Consider the following 19160-nt stretch of genomic DNA (forward strand, 5'->3'; position numbering starts at 1 on the left):
GTACATACATGGGGAGAAGGGGGTCTTTTCCTGCCTTGGTTTTTCCTTGCCGGCGGTGTTATCTGCGGTTTGTTCGACTTTTTTGATCTCCGTCGTGCTATTCCTAGAAGATAATCGTCCACAAAACGGTTTCTGCTTTTAGGCGGGAGCTGTTTTCTTTTTGATGATTCTTATTGAAAATGATTCTCACTTTCACTATAATGTGTGTAACAGATCAAAAAAGGGAGCGGATACATATGCACGACGTGACGATTATCGGCGGAGGACCAGCCGGGCTTTTCTCAGCTTTTTACAGCGGTTTACGAAACATGAAAACGAAAATCATCGAAAGCCACCCGTTTCTCGGCGGCAAGGTGCATGTATACCCTGAGAAAATAGTCTGGGATGTCGGGGGTCTTCCGGCTGTCACCGGACAGCAGTTGATCGATCACCTCGTAAAGCAGGGAACGACGTTCGATCCGGATATCGTGCTGGGAGAAAAGGTAACGTCCATCGAGAAGGTCGACGGTACATTTAAGCTCACCACCCATAACGGACAAGTGCACTGGTCGCAATCTGTGATTGTCGCAGTCGGCGGCGGCATCATCGAACCGAAGAAACTGGATATCCAGGGAGCGGAGAAATTTGAAGTCAGCAACCTTCATTATACCGTGCCGTCCTTTCAGCGCTTTGCCGGCAAGCGTGTGGTCATTTCGGGAGGAAGTCATTCAGCCATCGACTGGGCGAATGAACTGGCTCCCATTGCAGAACGTGTCCATCTCGTTTACCGCCGGGAAGAACTGAAAGGTCATGAAGCGAGTATTGACCTTCTCATCGAACAGGGCGTTGAGCTGAATGAGCAGTCCGCCATCCAGGCGTTGACCGCCAATGAAGCAGGAACGGAGATCAGTCAGGTTACGCTCACCCATCCGGAACACGGGGTAAGAACGCTGGATGTCGATGAAGTCATCATCAGCCATGGCTTCAACCGAGACGCATCCCTTCTTGACCAAAGCCCGATCCCGCTGGAGCGGGTGGATGACTTTTTCATAAAAGGCTCTGCCCAGAGTGCCTCCTCGGTCCCGGGCTTGTTCGCTGCTGGTGACATCCTTCATCACGAAGGAAAGCTTCACTTGATTGCCGGGGCCTTCCAGGATGCAGCCAATGCCGTGAACCTGGCCAAGCAGTATATCGATCCAGAGGCCAGTGCCCGTGCGATGGTCTCCTCCCACAATGAGCGTATGGATGAATACAATAAAAAATGGAAGGAAGAACAGCTGGTTTCTTCCTGACCGAAAAGCCTCTGCTTAAAGCAGGGGTTTTTTCTTATTTCGAACAGGGAAATGCTTCGTTGGCGTGGAAAGAAGAAAAGGGAGTGCTATTTTACATCATTGAAACAAGACAGGAGGAGTAACAAATGAATACAGTCCGATGGGGAATCATAGGATGCGGCAATGTCACAGAAGTCAAAAGTGGTCCGGCGTTTCAACTTATCGACAACAGCTCGCTCACAGCGGTTATGAGAAGAGACGGGGAGAAGGCTGAAGACTACGCCCGGCGTCACGGTGTTCCGAAATGGTATGACAAAGCGGAAGCACTGATTCATGATCCTGAAGTGGATGCCGTCTACATAGCCACACCGCCTTCCTCTCATAAGGAATATACGCTCATGGCAGCAGAAGCGGGCAAACCCGTTTATGTGGAGAAGCCGATGGCAGACCGTACGGAAGCTTGTGCCGAGATGGTGGAGATTTGTGAAAAGCATGGCGTACCTCTGTTTGTCGCCTATTACCGTCGATCACTTCCGAGGTTTTTAAAGGTTAAAGAGCTGCTCGACAATGGAGCTATCGGGGATGTCCGGTTTGTATCCATCCAACAGACGCAGCGTTTAACGGAAAGAGACGAGCAAGGGAACTGGCCGTGGCGCGTCATGCCGGAAACGAGCGGCGCCGGGTTGATTTATGATGTGGGGGCCCATACCCTCGACCTTTTTGACTATCTCCTGGGTCCGCTGAAGGACGTGAAAGGCACCGCCTGTAACCTCGCTGACGTGTACCCCGCAGAGGATACGGTCAGCGGAACGTGGCGGTTTGAATCTGGAGCGGCAGGCACAGGCGTGTGGAACTTCTCCTCTTACAAACATGAAGATAACAACAAGATCGTCGGCTCAAAAGGAGAAATCCAGTTTTCCACGTTTGATGACAAACCGGTGAAGCTGCTTACAGAAAAGGGAGAAGAAGACTTTACTATTGAACACCCCAAGCATATCCAGCAGCCTCATATCGAGTCGATCGTTCATGAGCTTACAGGCAAAGGGACGTGTCCGAGTACAGGGGAGACGGCTCTTCGCACCAACCGTGTGATGGATGAATTGTTAAAAGACTATTATGGAGGTTGAGTTGTGTTTGTCATTATCCCGAAATTGAGTCTTCAGTGAAAGGGCAGGAGACTCAGTTTCGAGATATGAGGCGGAATTGGATGATTTTTGAAACTTTAAAGTAAGCTGATCGTAATATATAAAGAAAGGCGGTGTGAAATATGTCTCAAGAGGTGCTGTTTCTCATAGTTATCATATCTATGGCTGCATGGGTTATGGTGTCTAAAGAGGCTGTAAAACCTTCAAATAAAATAAACCGGTGGAAAATGATAACATTATTGTCTGCTGGTTGTTTATCTAGTTTATTTATAACGATCACTCTTTTCCAAAGCCTGTCGTAGTTTCAATAAATGGATTGTAGTAATTGATTCGCACACACCTCGAAATCAAGTCTTCTATAAGTGGAGGCTGAATTTTAAGAGGTAATGTTCATGCGGTGTTTTTCTTTATAATATACTTAAAAAAAAAATAAAGGAACATTCTGGTGGAAAAAATTATTGAGCAAAATAAAGATGAAATAATGATGAAGTATATTGTAGTTAGTGTTTTTTCATTGCTGACTGTAAGGAAGTTCGAGAAAGTAGAGAAATTAAGAAACGATTTAAAAGAACAGAAAGAACTAAACCATGATTCTAATAGAATATAAGGAATAACATAATATGGAAGATCTCATTTTCCAAAAATAAAAGACGCCCTAAAAAGGGCGTCTTTGCGTATTGCGGCGAGTGACAGCACTCCACATTAGTGCCTTGCCATAAAGGCGCGTCAATCTCGTCTTATGCAATTCAGCTCATCGCTGGATAAGTGTAACATAATGCAGCTATTATGCCAATAGAAAATTCCCCCTTTATTAAAAGCCATTGACGGACGACTTTTTTAATCCCCCCCAGTCTTGGGTACCGCCGGCAAAACGCTGATAGCACAAACTGAGATAATTCCGCTTTTCTGATCCTTACCGTTACTCATTAGAAAAATGAACCATTACTTTAACCTTAGTTACGATCTGAAATTTAAGACAATTACTACTATTATCGTATTTACCACTACCCTATAGTCCTGTACACTTAAATCGAAACGTTTCACCAATCTTTGAAAGGAAGTGTTTTTTTGAAAAAGAAGGTTTTCCTTTTGTTTTTTACCCTTATCCTAGTGATGAGTGTTGCCGTACCAGCCGAATCTTCTGCTAAACAGTCCCCAAAGGGAAAAGAGGTTGCTTTAACCAAACAATTGAAAGCGATTTCAAAAAAGACGTACCGTTATTTTGAAGATTTTACAGTGGACGAGACGGGACTCACTTATGATGCTGTCAGATATGATGAAAATGGGGAGATGACAGCACAGAAGCATACTTCACCAACTAATATAGGAATCTATATGATGAGTACGATTGCAGCGGAGGAAGCGGGGCACATTTCCCGTGATACAGCTGTTGAAAAAATTAAGACGACACTTACGACCCTTGAAAGTATGGAAACATGGAATGGGCTGTTTTATAACTGGTACAATACATCCGATGGATCGCTGTATACGGACTGGGGGGAGTTCATTTCAACCGTAGATAATGGCTGGCTTTCTGCAGGGTTGATTGTCGTCGGGCAAGCGTACCCGGAGCTCTATGATCAGTCTGACGAAATCGTAGAGGATATGGATTATTCCACCCTCTATACGCCTGAAGTCGGGCAGATGAGAGGCGGATATGATGTCGCAGCAGAAAGCTATACGTCCCACCATTACGGAGCGTTTTACACGGAACCACGTGTCGCCAGCTACATCGCTATCGGTAAGGGAGATGTTCCAAAAGAACACTGGTGGATGATGTACCGCACGATGCCGGACAGCTGGGATTGGCAAGCTCAGAAGCCGGAAGGATATTTGACGACGTATGATGGTGTGGACGTGTTTGAGGGCCACTATTCTTACAAGGGTAAAAAGTATGTACCAAGCTGGGGCGGAAGCATGTTCGAAGCTCTCATGCCACCTCTTGTATTAAAAGAAAAAGAACTGGGTAAAGACGCCCTGGGACTGAACAATAAGCGTCATGCTGACATTCAAATCCAATATGCGAAAGAGGAAGGATACGCAGCATGGGGAATGTCTCCTGCCGCGACGCCTGAGGATTATTCGGAATTCGCCGCTACACCGCTTGGCATGGATGGATATAAGTCAGATGGCACGGTAACGCCTCACGCCACTTTCTTAGCTCTTGACTACGCACCGATGGAAGCCTTCAAAAATATCCAGCAATTGAAACGTTTCGATACTTACAGCAAGTATGGCTTCTTAGATTCCGTCAATGTAGAAACAGGGGAAGTGACCAATGCTTATCTCGCTCTCGATCAGGGTATGACAATGGTTTCGATCATCAATTATTTGAAAGATGGGGTAATCAGAGATTATTTCCATGAATCGGACATTGGACACGGTCCTGAAGATTTACTGATCAAAGAAGAATTCTCCATCGAATAATCAATAACCCGGTGACTCTCAAGAGAGAATCACCGGGTTATTTCATTTGCTTCTTACAGAAGAGCGTTTCACAAACTCTGTGGAAAGATCAAACGACTGGTCCACCTGCTCTCCGGCAAGCATTTGGAAAATGGTATGGACTGCTAAAGCGCCTGCTTCATACTTTGGTTGCTTGATGGTTGTCAAAGGGGGGGTTACATATTCCGATAACTGGATATCATCAAATCCCACGATAGAAACGTCATCCGGAATAGATATCCCTTTTTCCGAGAAAGCTTGAAGGCCACCGATGGCCATCTCATCATTAGCATAAAACACAGCATCTGGCAATTGCTGCTGGGCAATAAGCATTTTGGTTGCCCGGTAACCACCTTCACGAGTGAAATTCCCGCTAATTTTAAAGCGGGATTGAAACGGGAGGTTATTGTCTTTCAAGGCATCTGAAAAGCCTTTAAACCGTTCCTCATTGTCGTGGGAATCATGGGGACCACTAATATAGGCGATCGACCTGTGCCCATTCTTGATCAAATGCTCCGTGGCTTGATTGGCTCCATGACGGTTATCAACTTTCACATGGATTGCAAACGGATTTTGAACTTCCCGATCCAGCACGATGATAGGGAAGTCTTCACGTGCAGACTCCTCAATTAACTGGGTGCTGACATTATTCGCAAGAATGATGGCTCCGTCCACCCGTTTCTCCCGCAGGAATTTTGTCGCAGTGGATCGATCGCCCCCAAGGGAGCTGCAGGCGATCAAATCATACTGATGGCTGGCGGTCACTTCCTGGACCCCTTTGATTAACTCAGAAAAGTAGGGCCCTGACATATCACTCAATATTAAGGCGATGGTATTCGTTTTGGTCCGTTTCAGATCGGAAGCGAACCCGTTCTTTTGATAATTTAATTCTCTGGCGGCCTTAAGCACCTTTTCAATCGTCGATGCACTCACTTTTTGATTGCCATTTAACGCATAGGAAGCTGTCGAAAGAGCAACCCCTGCGCGCTTAGCCACATCTTTAATTGTAGCCATATTAAATCCTCCATCTGTCCATTCATATACTTAAACTATAACACTTCTCACAAGAAAACCGGCTTATTTGATTCCTGACATGGTAAAACCTTCCACAATATACTTTTGAAAAAAAGAAAAGATGATGATGATGGGTACGACCATGAAAGCAGCCCCTGCCATTTGCAGGGCAAAATTATTCGCATATTGTCCCTGCAGTAAGGAAAGTCCCACGGATAAGGTGTAAAGACTTTCATCGTTGGCGATGATCAACGGCCAAAGGAAGCTGTTCCACCCTGCGATGAAGGTCAGAATCCCTTGAACAGCAAAAATCGGTTTCGCAATCGGAATGACCAGACGGAAAAAGATGTAAAATTCTCCCGCGCCATCCAGCCTCGCTGCTTCAATCAAATCATCAGGGATTGTCGTCATGAACTGACGGAATAAAAAGATGCTGAAGGCGACAGCCAAGCCCGGTAAGATAATACCTGTCATCGTATTCGTAAGTCCCATGGCATTTAACAACAGATACACAGGAATCATGGTGACCTGACCGGGGATCATCATTGTCGCCAAGACGATATAGAACACTTTTTCCCGGCCTTTGAAATCATATTTAGCGAAACCATAGCCCGCCATCGCATTAAATAATAACCCGAGGAAAGAGAAGAACACAATGACGAGTGTATTCCTCAAATAGACGGCAAAATTCATGTTGGTAAAGAGGTTGATGTAATTTTCAAGGGTTGGGTTTTCCGGAATGATGGTCGGTGGGATCGCCAACACTTCACTTTCAGGCTTGAAAGAACTGGAGATCATCCAAATGAATGGAATCGAAACGAGAATGCCTCCCGCTACCATAATAAAGATGACAAGCGCTTGTTCCCACTTGTTTTTCTTAGTCGCTGCTGCCATAACTGCTGAAACCCCCTTCGGTTAATATTCCGTATCTGATTTTCTCAATCTGAATTGGATCATCGTTACAACGATGATCATGGCGAAAAGCACAAAAGACCCAGCTGCTGCATAACCGAATTCACTAAATTGAAAACCTTCCTTGTAAATGAAAAGGGCAATGGAAATCGTGCCGTCCAACGGCCCGCCATCAGTCATGACGAACGGTTCTTCGAAAAACTGCATCCAGCCAATCAGGGTGGTCACGGTCACGAAGAACGTAGCGTAGCGCAGGAGCGGCAACGTCACATGAAAAAGCACCTGCAAACGGTTTGCTCCATCCATTTCGGCTGCTTCATAATAGGATTTTGGGATGCCCTGGAGAGCCGCCAGGAAAATGATCATATTGATCCCGATCCCTTTCCAAACCGCTAAGATAATCAATGAAATCTTAGCGATGGTCGGTTCCTGCAGCCATGGGATGTTTTCAACTGTAAGCAGGGAGAGAATATAGTTGAACAAGCCGTATTCCGTGTTGTATAAATAACCCCAGATCACAGCGACAGCAATGATATTCGTGATCGAAGGCATGTAGTACACGGCCCGGAACATCGAGAAAAGCCTGCTGGTTCCATAGTTCAACAGCAAAGCGATGGATAATGAACATATGATGACTAAAGGAACACCAATAACCACGTAAAAGATAGTGTTGAAAATGGACTTGATAAATGTATCATCTGCGAATAGGGTTTGGTAATTTTCAAATCCGATGAAGGAAATCGAAGACCAATCGGCCAGACCTTTCAAGTTCATATCCGTGAAACTGATAAAAAAGGCAATAAGAATCGGAATCAAACTGAAAAGGGATAACAGGAGAACAGCTGGAGATATGAACAGATAAGGATATCTATTTTTTAATTTCATGAAAACCCACCTACCTTGTTATGACATGGATAAAAGAAGATGGAATGGGGTTCCATTCCATCCTTCCATGGATGTTTTATTCTTCAATCAAGCTTTGAGCTTCCTGGTTGAATTCCTCAAGCTCTTTTTCTACGTCGGCTCCACCTACAGTAATGCGCTCGATATGAGCCAATAGTTCCTGGGCAATGCGTTCAAATTGTTCGGTCTGCAAACCAGGCTTTGTATTCTCCAGCTGCTCTCCGAATGTTGCATACATCGGATCTTCCTGCATCACTGGATCTTCCCACGCTTCCGTCCGGGAAGGGAGAGTGTTGGACTCTTCCAACCAGCTCAATTGTGTATCTACATCTGTCATATAGGAAATGAATTTCAGTGCACCTTCCACGTTGTCGGAACTTTCAAAGATGGATAGGTTCGCGCCACCCATGCTGGACGTATTCGTTTCTTTGGTCGGCATGACAGCGGTCGCCCATTTTCCTTCTAGGTCCGGGGCCTGATCATTGATGATATTGATCATCCAGGGCCCACTGAAGAACATTGGTTTCGATCCCTCCTTGAAAGCTTCCACGATGTCTTTGCCTTCCTGTTTCTGACTGATTCCTTCTTCGAAATAACTGGTATAATATTGCATCGCTTCTTTGAATTCCGGAGAATCAAAATTCAAATTCCCTTCTTCAAGGTCCGCCTCATAACCATTCTGCCATGCGAAAATGAAAGGGGTGATCTGATCATTTCGATCGATATCCAGACCATACATATCCTCGCCACGGTCCGCTAACGTTTGAGCGGCTTCCTTCAGCTCGTCCCACGTTTTCGGTGCTTCTTCATAGCCTGCTTCTTTCAAGATATCCTTCCGGTAGTAAATAACCCGTGTATCGGCATACCAAGGGATGCCTACGATCTCGTCATCATGTTCCATCGTCGTTACAGAACCATCGAAGTAATTTTCCTTTGCGAAATTCGGATAATCCTCCATATATTCGGATAAATCGAGGAGAGCTCCTGCGTCTGCGAATTCCGGTACCCATGTTGTGCCCAGTTGGACGACATCGGGTCCATTTCCTGAGGCCACCGCTGTTAACAATTTATCATGGGCTGTATCCCATGGAATAGCTTGCACATCGACCGTCAAACCTTCGTTCTTTTCCTCGAAATCTTTACTGAACTGTTTCAGTTTTTTACCTTCTTCTCCCATCGCCCACACCGTTACCGTGTTTTTATCCCCTTCAGAGGATGAGCTGTCCGAGCATCCTGCCAACATCAATGATGTCATAACAACAACGATCAACAACCATAGTTTTCCCTTCACGTAAAGCACCCCTTTTTGAAAAATCAAAGTTTATTGAAACGTTTCGATAAATGAATTATAATTTACTTTGTATCCGCTTTCAACTACTTCTTTGATTTTTTTATAAAATTTAATAAAGACTTATTTAATAAATAAATAAAGCAGTTGACGGATAATTATGGTGACATTATACTGCGAATATACTTATTCGAAACGTTTCACTAATTCTTAAACTGAGGGGGAACATTCATGGGAGAACATCAACTGAAACACTTATTGGATCAAATGACTGTAGAAGAAAAGGTGGGACAGCTCGTCCAATTGGCCACACCCTTTTTCAAAGGAGCTTCCGATCGAGGGGAAATTACAGGTCCGATGGTTCACATGAATATAGATGAAGAAGATATCAAACGTACAGGTTCAGTACTAGGAGCTTCAGGAGCGAAAGAAACGATCAATATTCAAAAGGTTCATATGGAAGAGAGTCGGTTAGGCATTCCTTTGTTGTTCATGTCGGACATTGTTCATGGGTTCAAGACCATCTTTCCTGTACCCTTAGCAATCGGCTGCTCCTGGGATATGGTGCTGGCTGAAAAGAGTGCTTCCATTGCAGCTAGAGAAGCGGCTGTCGCCGGCGTGCACGTCACTTTCGCTCCGATGGTGGATTTATCACGGGAACCCAGGTGGGGGCGAATCATGGAAAGCACAGGGGAGGACACCTTCCTGAACAGCCAGTTTGCCCGGTCATTCGTCCGAGGTTTTCAAGGAGATCTGGAAAATGATCCTCACAAAGTAGCTTCCTGCGTCAAACACTTTGCTGCCTATGGGGCGCCGGAGGGCGGACGTGATTACAATACCGTCGATATGTCCGAATGGCAGCTGCGTGAAAACTACCTTCCCGCCTACAAGGCTGCGTTAGATGAAGGTGCGCAAATGGTGATGACAGCCTTCAATATTTTAAATGGTATGCCATCGACAGGGAATGAACCGTTAATGAGGGGCCTTCTCCGAGATGAATGGAAGTTTGATGGCGTGCTCATTTCTGATTGGGGAGCGGTGAAGGAATTGATCCCTCACGGCGTCGCAGAAAATGAAAAGCAGGCAGCGGAAAAAGCAATGAAAGCGGGCGTCGATGTCGAAATGATGACGTCCTGTTACGTCAATCATGTAGAAGAACTGATCGAGGAGGGGAGATTGGAAGAAAGCACCCTCGATGAAGCTGTGCTGCGTATTCTGCAATTGAAACAGAAACTTGGATTGTTTGATAATCCTTACCGGGGAGCGAGTGAACAAGAGGAAGACACCCATATTCTCTCCACGGAAAACAGAAAGGCTTCCCGTGAACTGGCCGCTAAATCGATGGTACTCCTGAAAAACGAAGGGACTCTACCTTTGCAGAGGGATCAAAAGGTCGCTTTGATCGGTCCATTCGCCGACAATACCGATATTCTCGGGCCGTGGTCATGGGGAGGTTCAGCCGATGATACTGTTACCGTTGCTTCCGGCTTCTCCCAATACTTATATGTAAACCAGCTCCTAACTTCAGCAGGGACCGGCATTGAAACGGGAACGGACGAACAAATGGAAGCGGCACTGCAAAAAGCCGCACAGGCAGAATCCATCGTTGTAGCGCTGGGGGAGCATTCTGATATGAGCGGGGAGGCTGGATGCCGGGCAGACATCCGCATTCCTGAGGTCCAGCTAGAGCTTCTGAAAAGAATCAAAGCATTAGGGAAACCTGTCACTGCCGTTCTATTCAATGGACGTCCTCTGGATCTACGCGAAGTCATTGAAAATGCCGACGCCGTCATTGAAGCCTGGTATCCAGGAACCGAAGGCGGGAACGCGCTCGCAGATCTCCTATTCGGCGAAGTGAACCCATCGGCTAAACTGACGATGTCGTTACCTTATTCCGTTGGACAAGTTCCGATCTACTACAACCGTTACAACACAGGCCGTCCTAAAGGTGCGCCGGATGCCCAGGAGCGCTATGTATCTCAATATCTCGATATCCCGAATGAACCATTATTTCCGTTCGGGTATGGATTGAGTTACAGCCGATTTGAATATGCCCAATTGATGGTTTCCTCGAAGCGGATCCAACAAGATGAATCACTGACAGTCTCTATACAAGTTACCAACACAGGTGATTATGCTGGAGAAGAAATCGTTCAGTTATATGTGAGAGATTTGGTGGGAGAGGTTGTCCGACCGTTGAAAGAGTTGAAGGATTTCGAAAAGGTTTATCTCCATCCTAATGAGAAGAAGGTCATTCATTTCACTCTTACAGAGGATCAGCTCAGGTATTATCATTCGAACATGGAACATAAAAGTGATGCAGGGGAATTTGAGGTTTTCGTAGGACCAAACAGTCGGGATGCACAGTCTGTAAGATTCTTTCTTGATTAAATCCATCTTCACTCCAGAACCACATGGAATCTTTCCATGTGGTTTTTTAAGTTGATCTTTATAGAATCATACATGCCTATTCATTTATAGGTAAATTACTGAAGAAGGTTCGCGCAGAGTAATTCCTACCTGCCTATTCCTAAGGGGTTGTTTTTGTAGGTGCATATATAAAGGGGGGGATAGAAAAAACTCCGGTTGGTAATAACCATCGCTGGTTTGCGATTCAAATGCAAAAGCATCAACCTGAAATACTTTAAAGCTGGGTGAATCTTTCTTAATGAATAATAAGTACCATATTTTTGTTTATTTTTTGTAAAAAAACTAGGTTATTTAGTTTTTATATGTATAATAGGGTTAGTTATCCTTATCAGTAAAATATTACATGATAAGGATAATTTTTTAATTTTGAGAAAGGAGTACAAATCATGAAACGCGCGCTTTTCATATAGCTGTTTTCTGAAGCCTATACCATACATATCAGCAACGCAGTTTCAGGCGAAAAATACTTAAAAAGGGATGATGAGATGAAATGTCCACAATGTAACCATGAACAAATATCCGGGAAGTTCTGCGGAGCCTGTGGTGCTCCGTTGGATCAATCCACTCCGGTAGGAAACGCGGAACAGGCTGCAACAGCTTCTACCATGGGAAATCAATCAGCCGGATCCGGCAAGGAATCGGTGGAGAAAGTTAAAAAGATGTCGGGAGACTATGGTCAAGGAGCTCTGCGTTTTCTAAAGCAGCCTTCCTTAGCCTTCCATACAGGAGAATCGGCTTTTGCTCAAGGCCTTGTCACGCTGATCATCTATATGGCGGCTTTTTCTATGAGTCTTTATTTCTTAGCTAATTCATTATTCAAGCTTATGGGCATGGGTTTTGGAGAACAGGCTTCTCTTCCGTTCTTCAATATCAGTTCCAGATTATTTTTAGTTTCTTTGATTGGACTGGTTATTTGTTTGGCTTCTCTGTTTATGATGGCAAGGTTTATGGGGCTGTCATTAACGATTAAACAACTAATTGCTCAATATGGCTCCTTAGTCACTCCGTTTGCTGCTATTAACGTGCTGGCCATTGTATTTGGACTTAGCGGGGCCGTGGTTATGACAATGTCGTTATTAGGGATTTCCACCACGTTCGTGCTTACAGTGGTACCAGCTATATTTATTTATCATAAGGGACTTTTGTTGAATGCGGATCGAAATGTGTTTTATTGGAGTACAGGAACCAGCTTATTGATTTTGTTTATTTCCTACTTGATTTGGGATTGGATTATTTCGGATATGTTGGATAAAGTCGATTCATTTCTATCCTTCTTTTAATAGTATACAAACGCAATCTATAGAGTTATAGAATAAAGGAGCGGTACAATTGAAATATTGCACGAAATGCGGGGAGAGTCTTGAAGAGAACCAAACGTTTTGTATTTCCTGTGGATCTAAGCAGATGGAAAATCAACCGGAGGCTCAAGCAAATGTCGCACAGCCTGTTCAGCATCGTCCTCCAAGTAAGCCGATGTCAAAGAAGAAAAGAGTCGGGATTTTCTCAATTATTGCTTTAGTCGTTTTATTAACGAGTGCACATTTTATTATTTCATCGGTAACCGATCCGTTAAAGATCGTTCAGGCAATGGATCGAGCGGTCACTGATCAAGATGCAGAAGCGTTTTTTGATGAGGTGGATGTTAATGAGACCGCATTGATTAATAAAGAAGAATATTTATCTTATATTCATTCTTCTGATTGGGAAAGCATGCGAATCCAGTTGACGGAAGGGTTCGAAAGTGAAGATGGGCAAACGTTTGATTTCTCCATTTACGAATATGGTGGAGGTAAAGTGTTCACTGTAAAAGAGCATCCTAAGGTGTTCGGCTTGTATTCCACCTATGATATCGAAGCCATCCCCAATCAAGTGGTCGCTTCTGCAAATGTGGAAGATACGAGTGTTTCCATTGAAGGAGAAACTTTGAGAGTGAAGGGCGTTTCTGAATACCAGGATCTTACTCTGGCCTATCCAGGAGAGTATGACGTTAAGGGAGAGGCTGAATCCGAGTTCGGAACTTTTGAGTACAGGGGTACATGGAGTGTTTTTCCCAATGAATTAAACGAGTCTGAGTTAATGATTGATTTTCCAAGTAATTCCTACACCCTGGATACAAATAAAGAAGACGCTATTTTATTTATCAATGGAGAAAGTACGGATAAGCCTTTGTCAGCCTACCCGGAACTCGGGCCGTTTCCCGTAGAGGAAGAAGTGACGGTTCACGCTGAGTGGGAAGATGAAGATGGGAAGACTCATACAACTGAAAAGGTGGATACACAATCCAATCTATGGGGGTCAATACCATTATATTTTGAGGAGTTGGAAGCGGAAGAAGTCCATGCGGACAGAGAGCCCGATACCAATACCAACACAACAGAGGATGCGGATAATAGCCAGGGGGAGACTATTGAAAAGGCTGAAGTGGAAGATTTCATGCTGCAGTTTTTGGGGCAGAGCATAGATGCTTTAAATTCTAAGGATTTCTCCATTGTGGAACCATATTTCAGTGCAGACGGAACTGGTAAAGCAGAATCACGTGATTTTATAGAATCAGGTCGAGTTGAGAGTGAAACTTTACTGGATGGAAAAATGCTCAATTTGAAAGAAGTGGACGAAGGTGAATATGAGGTAACCATGAGTGAAACTTATGAAATTGATTACTCAGATGGAGACTACAAAGAACCGACTTTTGAAGCGACTTATCTCCTCAAAGAAGAAAATGGTGAATTAAAAGTCGATTCCTTTGTGGAAATCAATTGACTTGTAAACATTAAAAGTGGGAGTGTAACCAAACCGATGGGGAAGGGTTCCACGTTAAGACGTGGAACCTTCAACTTGTAGAGGAATTTTTGTTTCTTTACGAGCTTTTTTCTTTCTTACCTCCAGGAGCGAAAGCCCCTTTCCGTGGCCGAGCTTCCTCGCAATACCTACGCTCGGCGATTTCGGACTACTCGTTCTTTAAAATCGAAAAAGACTCTTCTTCACCCGGATCACCCTTGCTGGATGGAGGACAACCTTTTTCATATTCCGGCAGGCAGCCGTCATCAGCGCAGCCCATGCCGTACTTTTGAATCTGCGAACCTGCATAGGGTGCAACCTCTCTCCTCTATATTCTAACGTCGGCACGAGGAGCTTATCGGTGGTGATGCCCGCGGCATTCATCCAACGATAAGCGGAATGTGATCCCTTTACACGACAATTGGAAAACTCTAACTGGTTAGCACAGGCTTTTTCTACAGAAAAAAGGTTCCACGTTTAAGACGTGGAACCTTTTTGGTTTTATTTGGCGTTCGTGAAGCCGCCGTCGATGCGGACCACTTCGCCATTGATATACTGAGCTTTCGATGTAAGCAGGAAATTGACAAGCTCGGCCACTTCTTCTGGTGTTCCGAGCCGCTGCTGCGGAATTCCTGCTTCTGCGCTTTTCTTCATTTCCGGGTTCGCCTCAAAGTAGGAAGCGACCATTGGTGTTTCGGTCGGACCTGGGGCTACGGCGTTGATCCGCAGACCGTCTTTGGCATATTCGGCCGCCATACTCTTCGTAATTCCTACAAGGGCGTGTTTCGTGGCGGAGTATGTGACAACCGTTGTCTGTCCGATGACTCCGGCACTGGAAGCGGTGTTTACGATAGCGCCTCCGCCGTTTTTAATCATCACATCGGCTACATAGCGGATGCCGTACATGCTTCCCATTAAGTTAATATTGATGATCTTTTCAATCTCTTCGATATCTGTATCTAAGTAGTATTTTCCGCTCCCGGAGATGCCGGCGTTGTTGAAGAAGTAATCGATGGTACCGAACTTTTCGACGGTTTCATCGACATATTTTTTCACTTCTTCCGCTTTGGAAACGTCAGCCTGTACAAAAATCGCATCAGGTCCGATTTCTTTTACCAGTTTGACGGTTTCCTCTCCCGCTTCCTCGTTGACATCAACGACGGAAATGTTGACACCTTCTTCTGCCAGTCTCAGTGCAGCGGAACGGCCCAGGCCACTGCCGCCTCCTGTAACAATTGCAACTTTACTCATCATGATAACCTCCTATGTCAATAGTAGAAATGATGTGTTTCCGGTGTTTCATGTTTATTATAGAAGTCCTTGATGAAAAAAGAGAAGCAAACTGCTCAGAGTCATACGTGGTTAAATTTTCCTATAGAAATATATGGGTGAATACCGGTTCGTTTGCCAGGGTTATCTTGTAATAAACAACTTAATTGGTAAACTATGTTATTATTTTCATAAGAATGATAAAGCAGGTTTTATTCTTTATCGATGGGGATGAGAGAGGGAGGAGGGGTGTTATGATATTGCATTCGATCATAGAAGGGGAGGGAGATCCTGCCGTTTTTCTTCACGCAGGGCTTCAGACGGGGGAGAGAGATTTTGTGGAACAGCGGAAATCGCTGAAATCTACCATGTGTGTCATTGCTCTGGATTTAAGAGGGCATGGAAAATCAAAGAGTGATGATCTGGGTCATTATTTTGAAGCATGCGCGGAAGATATCAAGGATACGCTCGATCACTTAAAGCTGAAGCTCGCCCATCTCATCGGTGCCTCTATGGGAGCCTTGGCTTCGGTAGTCTTTGCGAAACGGTTTCCGGAGTATGTGGCTACGTTAACGACTTCAGGGATCATGGCGGACAAGCCGGATCACTGGCTGGAAATCCATGAAAAAGAAGCGTCTTTTCAAAGACAGCTGCGTAATGATAAAGACATAAATCAACATTTCACAGAATTGCACGGACCAGGTTGGGTGAAGCTGCTGGACCTTGCTCAAGATGAGAATTGGTATCCATTTTCTTACACAGAAGACTTGGACGGGGGAAGTATTCCTGTTCTTTGTATCGCCGGTGAAGAAAATGAGTTTGAAACAGCCACTGTTTTGAAATATAAAAGAAATCATAAGCATGTTCACGGAGCGGTGGTCCCATTTGCCTCCCATTTGGTCCATCAGGAGAAGCCGGAGGAATTCAATCGTTTCCTCCATCAGTTTTTAGAAAGCTATCCGTTAAAAAGATTCCAAGAGGTGGATGGTTTAGGTTTATAGATGATCCATCCATGGGAAAGGAAGTCCTTTATGGGTTTAGTGCTTATTTTTATTATTATTGTAACGGCCATATCCATTGAACTGCAGCTGCGGAAATTGAATAAAACCAACGAACAGATTTTGAAACACCTTCAAGAAGGGAATAGAGAAGGAAAAGAACTTACGTAGTCAGGCTTACAGGTAAAACCTATTCACAAAAAGGATGATGAATCATGAGAAGGCTGCAGGCAGCAGCGCTTGTAGGACTGATCATCTGTCTCGTGCTTTATCTGACGGGGTATAAGAACACCTTGATATACGAAATGGCTTTCTTCATTACTATCGGACTGACACTATGGTGGACGGTGGTCAAATGGAAGTGGAGACGCAGAGAAGTAGAAAGAAACCGGACTTGATGGGTAATCAAGTCCGGTTTTTTCATGCTGCCTGGTCAGCGTTCTTTTCTTTTTTATCAACGACGGCGGATCCGACGATATCACCAAGCACGTTAGAGGCTGTGCCGGCCATGCCGATCAGTACATCCACGCCGGCGATGAGGGCGACAATTTCAAGCGGCAGGTTGAACATCGTCAATACCGCAGACAGGGTGACGAGCCCAGCCGCCGGGATGCCTGCTGTTCCGATGGAAAGCAGCGTGCCGACAGCGACGATCGTAATAAAATCGACGGCAGAAAGATCGAGCCCTGTGATGTTGGCGGCAAAGACGATGGAAACCCCCATGCGCAGTGCGCCTCCATCGGAATTGAAAACCGCTCCGATCGGGAGGGAGAAGTGGGCGGTTCGTTCGGATATGCCTGCTTTTTTAGCCGCTTCAACAGCTACCGGCAGGGATGCAATACTGCTGGAAGTGAAAAAGGCGGTCACGTAGGCATCTTTTGTCCGGCTGAAAAATTGTCGGATGTTCACTTTGGCATACATCAGAAAACCGGTATAGACGAAAATCCAGAGAAGTGCGACGCCTAAATAGAAAACACCGGTAAAGGCGAACAGAGACTGGAAGGTTTCCCATCCTTGTGTGGCAAATGTAGAAGCTCCAATAGCGAAAATCCCGATGGGTGCATAAAGCAGGATTCCTTTTAACAGAAGGAAAAACATTTCATTAGCGGCACGGAAAAAGCGGTATAGAAGATCGCCGTATTCCTTATGCTCCTCTGTTCCACGGAAACGCATTATGGATAACGTCAACCCGATGATGACAGCGAGGAAAAGGATGCCCATCAGTTCACCTGAGGAGAACGCCTGGAACAAGTTGTTCGGGACGATATTCAGCAATACATCAGAGAATCCCGGTGTCTCCGGCTTCTCAACATCAGCAGCAGGGAGGGTGAGGCCTGTGCCCGGGTTGATCCAAAGCGCAAGTCCGACCCCGATTAAAACAGCGGCCGCTGTCGTTATGCCGTAATAGCCGAGCAGCTTACCACCAAGCCGGCCGAGGTGTTTCGGACTGATTTCATTGATAGCCAGGACGACGGTCAGGAAAATGACGGGAACGGCGATCAGATTGAGAAGATTGATAAGGATGGTTCCCAGCGGCTGGACGATTTCCATCTCCGGTCCGACGACAATGCCCGCTGTAATACCAAGGACGAATCCGATGGTCATTTTTAATAGAAAAGAAGAATGTTTGTATAACTGCCAGATTTTTTTCATAGGTTACCCCTTTCTTTCTTGTACAAAAGTACATTATAACAGCAACTCATCCAATCCGGTAATCATTCATCCTTGAAAGATTGAAACCCGTATATTTCCTGAAACGTACAAGAAATGGAAGGGAGAGTTTTCATGATTGCCGATATGTATAAAAGAAGAGAGCGGACCGCGTACAGTCTTTTAATCCTTGTGCTGCTCATTACAGCTGGGGTGATTATTTTTATGAGGCCGTCAGGAACAGAAGAGTGGATGGAAACGGGATTCTTTCTCTTTCCGATCCTCCTCCTGATTTTCATTTCGCTTTCAAGCCGGAGGAAATACAACAAAGTCCGAAATATGGCTATCGAAGATTCCACTCGTTCATTAAAGGAACTGGATCATCTCGTTATCCAGCCGGATGCAGGCTTGTACCCGAGGCTTCTCGCTTTTGAGAAAAACGGAGCATATGTAGGAATGTTGAAAGTGGATGACCTGCCATGGTGGAGCCGCCCGCTCGTTGCCTTCCGTTCCTCTTTTCTGTCTTTTATTCCCTGCACCTTTCGTTTTTACTCCAATGAAGGGAGACCGTTGTTTTCCCTGCATAGGAAAGGGTTTAAGGAAACGGTGGTGGCAATTGATAATGAGAAGGAGGAAAAGGTGGGCTCTTACATACAAAAGGAATTCAAAAGCCTTATCCATATGAAGGGGATGATAAAGAATTCACGGGGGGAGGAGGTCTTATTCGTGCAGGCTTCCGGGTTATCCGGGGATTTCACACTCAAGGATGAGACCGGTCACACCTGGGCCCATTTTTATAACGGACGCTTTCCTATCGAATATACCCGGATCTTCCGTGATATAGACAATGATATGGTAGAGTTATCGGATACGCTGACAAAGGAAAACAAGACACTGCTGCTTGGAACGATCAGCTTTTTATTCATCGAGCGCCTTTTACGGAAATAAAAACGCTTTCGTCCTGTGAATTAAGAAAATAGGAGGGAGCTCCTCAGATGGTTCCTCCTGTAAATGACCCCGCTGCTCTTCATGAAGCAGCGGTTTTTTTGTGACTATAGTCCTGCGTGAAATAGAAGGG

General features: G+C 45.1%; 17 protein-coding genes and 1 pseudogene. 11 read left to right on the forward strand and 7 right to left on the reverse strand.

Going from position 1 to position 19160, the window contains the following annotated elements:
- Positions 1–236 precede the first annotated feature (236 nt).
- The 3 genes from ACXAJH_RS00610 (at position 237) to ACXAJH_RS00620 (ending at position 4822) form a co-directional block, all read left to right on the forward strand.
- A complete protein-coding gene (locus ACXAJH_RS00610; RefSeq protein WP_474968234.1) occupies positions 237–1271 on the forward strand; it encodes an NAD(P)/FAD-dependent oxidoreductase in 1035 nt (344 codons plus the stop codon).
- Between the two features lie 125 nt (positions 1272–1396).
- Positions 1397–2377: a Gfo/Idh/MocA family protein gene (locus ACXAJH_RS00615; protein ID WP_474992812.1), complete on the forward strand. Its 981-nt coding sequence runs from the start codon at positions 1397–1399 to the stop codon at positions 2375–2377.
- A gap of 1086 nt (positions 2378–3463) precedes the next feature.
- On the forward strand, positions 3464–4822 hold the full coding sequence (locus ACXAJH_RS00620) for a glucoamylase family protein (RefSeq protein ID WP_474992814.1): 1359 nt from the start codon (positions 3464–3466) through the stop codon (positions 4820–4822).
- Positions 4823–4864: 42 nt separating this feature from the next.
- Here the strand turns inward: ACXAJH_RS00620 and ACXAJH_RS00625 are convergent, their stop codons facing one another.
- The 4 genes from ACXAJH_RS00625 to ACXAJH_RS00640 form a co-directional block, all read right to left on the reverse strand.
- On the reverse strand, positions 4865–5854 hold the full coding sequence (locus ACXAJH_RS00625; protein ID WP_474971609.1) for a LacI family DNA-binding transcriptional regulator: 990 nt from the start codon (positions 5852–5854) through the stop codon (positions 4865–4867).
- Positions 5855–5917: 63 nt separating this feature from the next.
- Positions 5918–6748: a carbohydrate ABC transporter permease gene (locus ACXAJH_RS00630; RefSeq protein WP_474971608.1), complete on the reverse strand. Its 831-nt coding sequence runs from the start codon at positions 6746–6748 to the stop codon at positions 5918–5920.
- Between the two features lie 21 nt (positions 6749–6769).
- Complete coding sequence (locus ACXAJH_RS00635; RefSeq protein ID WP_474992816.1) at positions 6770–7651, reverse strand: carbohydrate ABC transporter permease; 882 nt, start codon at positions 7649–7651, stop codon at positions 6770–6772.
- 76 nt (positions 7652–7727) lie between these two features.
- Complete coding sequence (locus tag ACXAJH_RS00640; RefSeq protein WP_474992818.1) at positions 7728–8960, reverse strand: sugar ABC transporter substrate-binding protein; 1233 nt, start codon at positions 8958–8960, stop codon at positions 7728–7730.
- Positions 8961–9188: 228 nt separating this feature from the next.
- Here ACXAJH_RS00640 and ACXAJH_RS00645 point away from each other — a divergent pair, with 228 nt between their 5' ends.
- From ACXAJH_RS00645 to ACXAJH_RS00660, 4 genes and pseudogenes are all read left to right on the forward strand, one after another.
- Entirely contained in the window at positions 9189–11348 is a 2160-nt protein-coding gene (locus tag ACXAJH_RS00645; RefSeq protein WP_474971605.1) for a glycoside hydrolase family 3 N-terminal domain-containing protein, read from the forward strand.
- 590 nt (positions 11349–11938) lie between these two features.
- Positions 11939–12667: a hypothetical protein gene (locus ACXAJH_RS00650; protein WP_474992820.1), complete on the forward strand. Its 729-nt coding sequence runs from the start codon at positions 11939–11941 to the stop codon at positions 12665–12667.
- A 49-nt stretch (positions 12668–12716) separates the two neighbouring features.
- Positions 12717–12782 (forward strand): annotated as a pseudogene (locus tag ACXAJH_RS00655) (zinc-ribbon domain-containing protein); the annotation flags it as partial.
- 9 nt (positions 12783–12791) lie between these two features.
- Positions 12792–14147 carry a TcaA NTF2-like domain-containing protein gene (locus tag ACXAJH_RS00660; protein WP_474972316.1) on the forward strand — a complete coding sequence of 452 codons (1356 nt, stop codon included), beginning with the start codon at positions 12792–12794 and terminating at the stop codon, positions 14145–14147.
- Between the two features lie 198 nt (positions 14148–14345).
- On the opposite strand, the gene ACXAJH_RS00665 is transcribed toward ACXAJH_RS00660, so the two are convergent.
- Both ACXAJH_RS00665 and ACXAJH_RS00670 read right to left on the reverse strand, forming a co-directional pair.
- On the reverse strand, positions 14346–14474 hold the full coding sequence (locus tag ACXAJH_RS00665) for a hypothetical protein (RefSeq protein WP_280513294.1): 129 nt from the start codon (positions 14472–14474) through the stop codon (positions 14346–14348).
- A gap of 192 nt (positions 14475–14666) precedes the next feature.
- Positions 14667–15416: an SDR family NAD(P)-dependent oxidoreductase gene (locus ACXAJH_RS00670; protein ID WP_474968236.1), complete on the reverse strand. Its 750-nt coding sequence runs from the start codon at positions 15414–15416 to the stop codon at positions 14667–14669.
- 272 nt (positions 15417–15688) lie between these two features.
- On the opposite strand from ACXAJH_RS00670, the gene ACXAJH_RS00675 reads away from it, so the two are divergent.
- From ACXAJH_RS00675 to ACXAJH_RS00685, 3 genes are read left to right on the forward strand one after another with little or no spacing between them, the layout of a single operon-like run.
- Positions 15689–16435, forward strand: a complete 747-nt coding sequence (locus ACXAJH_RS00675; RefSeq protein WP_474992822.1) for an alpha/beta fold hydrolase — start codon at positions 15689–15691, stop codon at positions 16433–16435.
- A 30-nt stretch (positions 16436–16465) separates the two neighbouring features.
- Positions 16466–16603, forward strand: a complete 138-nt coding sequence (locus ACXAJH_RS00680) for a hypothetical protein (RefSeq protein ID WP_156896435.1) — start codon at positions 16466–16468, stop codon at positions 16601–16603.
- A gap of 44 nt (positions 16604–16647) precedes the next feature.
- Complete coding sequence (locus ACXAJH_RS00685; protein WP_027953909.1) at positions 16648–16830, forward strand: hypothetical protein; 183 nt, start codon at positions 16648–16650, stop codon at positions 16828–16830.
- 22 nt (positions 16831–16852) lie between these two features.
- Here ACXAJH_RS00685 and ACXAJH_RS00690 read toward each other — a convergent pair whose 3' ends face one another.
- Positions 16853–18085: a dicarboxylate/amino acid:cation symporter gene (locus ACXAJH_RS00690; RefSeq protein WP_281657844.1), complete on the reverse strand. Its 1233-nt coding sequence runs from the start codon at positions 18083–18085 to the stop codon at positions 16853–16855.
- Positions 18086–18217: 132 nt separating this feature from the next.
- Between ACXAJH_RS00690 and ACXAJH_RS00695 the strand changes: the two genes are divergently transcribed.
- Positions 18218–19030, forward strand: a complete 813-nt coding sequence (locus tag ACXAJH_RS00695) for a hypothetical protein (protein WP_474971602.1) — start codon at positions 18218–18220, stop codon at positions 19028–19030.
- Positions 19031–19160: the final 130 nt, after the last annotated feature.

The sequence above is a fragment of the Halobacillus sp. ABD4_316 genome (genome assembly GCF_056161385.1).

Excerpts from the sequence above, each read along its gene's own strand:
- ACXAJH_RS00670 (WP_474968236.1), bottom strand. The coding sequence starts at position 15,416 with ATGAGTAAAGTTGCAATTGTTACAGGAGGCGGCAGTGGCCTGGGCCGT.
- ACXAJH_RS00645 (WP_474971605.1), top strand. The coding sequence starts at position 9,189 with ATGGGAGAACATCAACTGAAACACTTATTGGATCAAATGACTGTAGAA.
- ACXAJH_RS00610 (WP_474968234.1), top strand. The coding sequence starts at position 237 with ATGCACGACGTGACGATTATCGGCGGAGGACCAGCCGGGCTTTTCTCA.
- ACXAJH_RS00615 (WP_474992812.1), top strand. The coding sequence starts at position 1,397 with ATGAATACAGTCCGATGGGGAATCATAGGATGCGGCAATGTCACAGAA.
- ACXAJH_RS00685 (WP_027953909.1), top strand. The coding sequence starts at position 16,648 with ATGAGAAGGCTGCAGGCAGCAGCGCTTGTAGGACTGATCATCTGTCTC.
- ACXAJH_RS00695 (WP_474971602.1), top strand. The coding sequence starts at position 18,218 with ATGATTGCCGATATGTATAAAAGAAGAGAGCGGACCGCGTACAGTCTT.
- ACXAJH_RS00635 (WP_474992816.1), bottom strand. The coding sequence starts at position 7,651 with ATGAAATTAAAAAATAGATATCCTTATCTGTTCATATCTCCAGCTGTT.
- ACXAJH_RS00690 (WP_281657844.1), bottom strand. The coding sequence starts at position 18,085 with ATGAAAAAAATCTGGCAGTTATACAAACATTCTTCTTTTCTATTAAAA.
- ACXAJH_RS00660 (WP_474972316.1), top strand. The coding sequence starts at position 12,792 with ATGGAAAATCAACCGGAGGCTCAAGCAAATGTCGCACAGCCTGTTCAG.
- ACXAJH_RS00665 (WP_280513294.1), bottom strand. The coding sequence starts at position 14,474 with ATGCAGGTTCGCAGATTCAAAAGTACGGCATGGGCTGCGCTGATGACG.
- ACXAJH_RS00675 (WP_474992822.1), top strand. The coding sequence starts at position 15,689 with ATGATATTGCATTCGATCATAGAAGGGGAGGGAGATCCTGCCGTTTTT.
- ACXAJH_RS00680 (WP_156896435.1), top strand. The coding sequence starts at position 16,466 with ATGGGTTTAGTGCTTATTTTTATTATTATTGTAACGGCCATATCCATT.
- ACXAJH_RS00625 (WP_474971609.1), bottom strand. The coding sequence starts at position 5,854 with ATGGCTACAATTAAAGATGTGGCTAAGCGCGCAGGGGTTGCTCTTTCG.
- ACXAJH_RS00630 (WP_474971608.1), bottom strand. The coding sequence starts at position 6,748 with ATGGCAGCAGCGACTAAGAAAAACAAGTGGGAACAAGCGCTTGTCATC.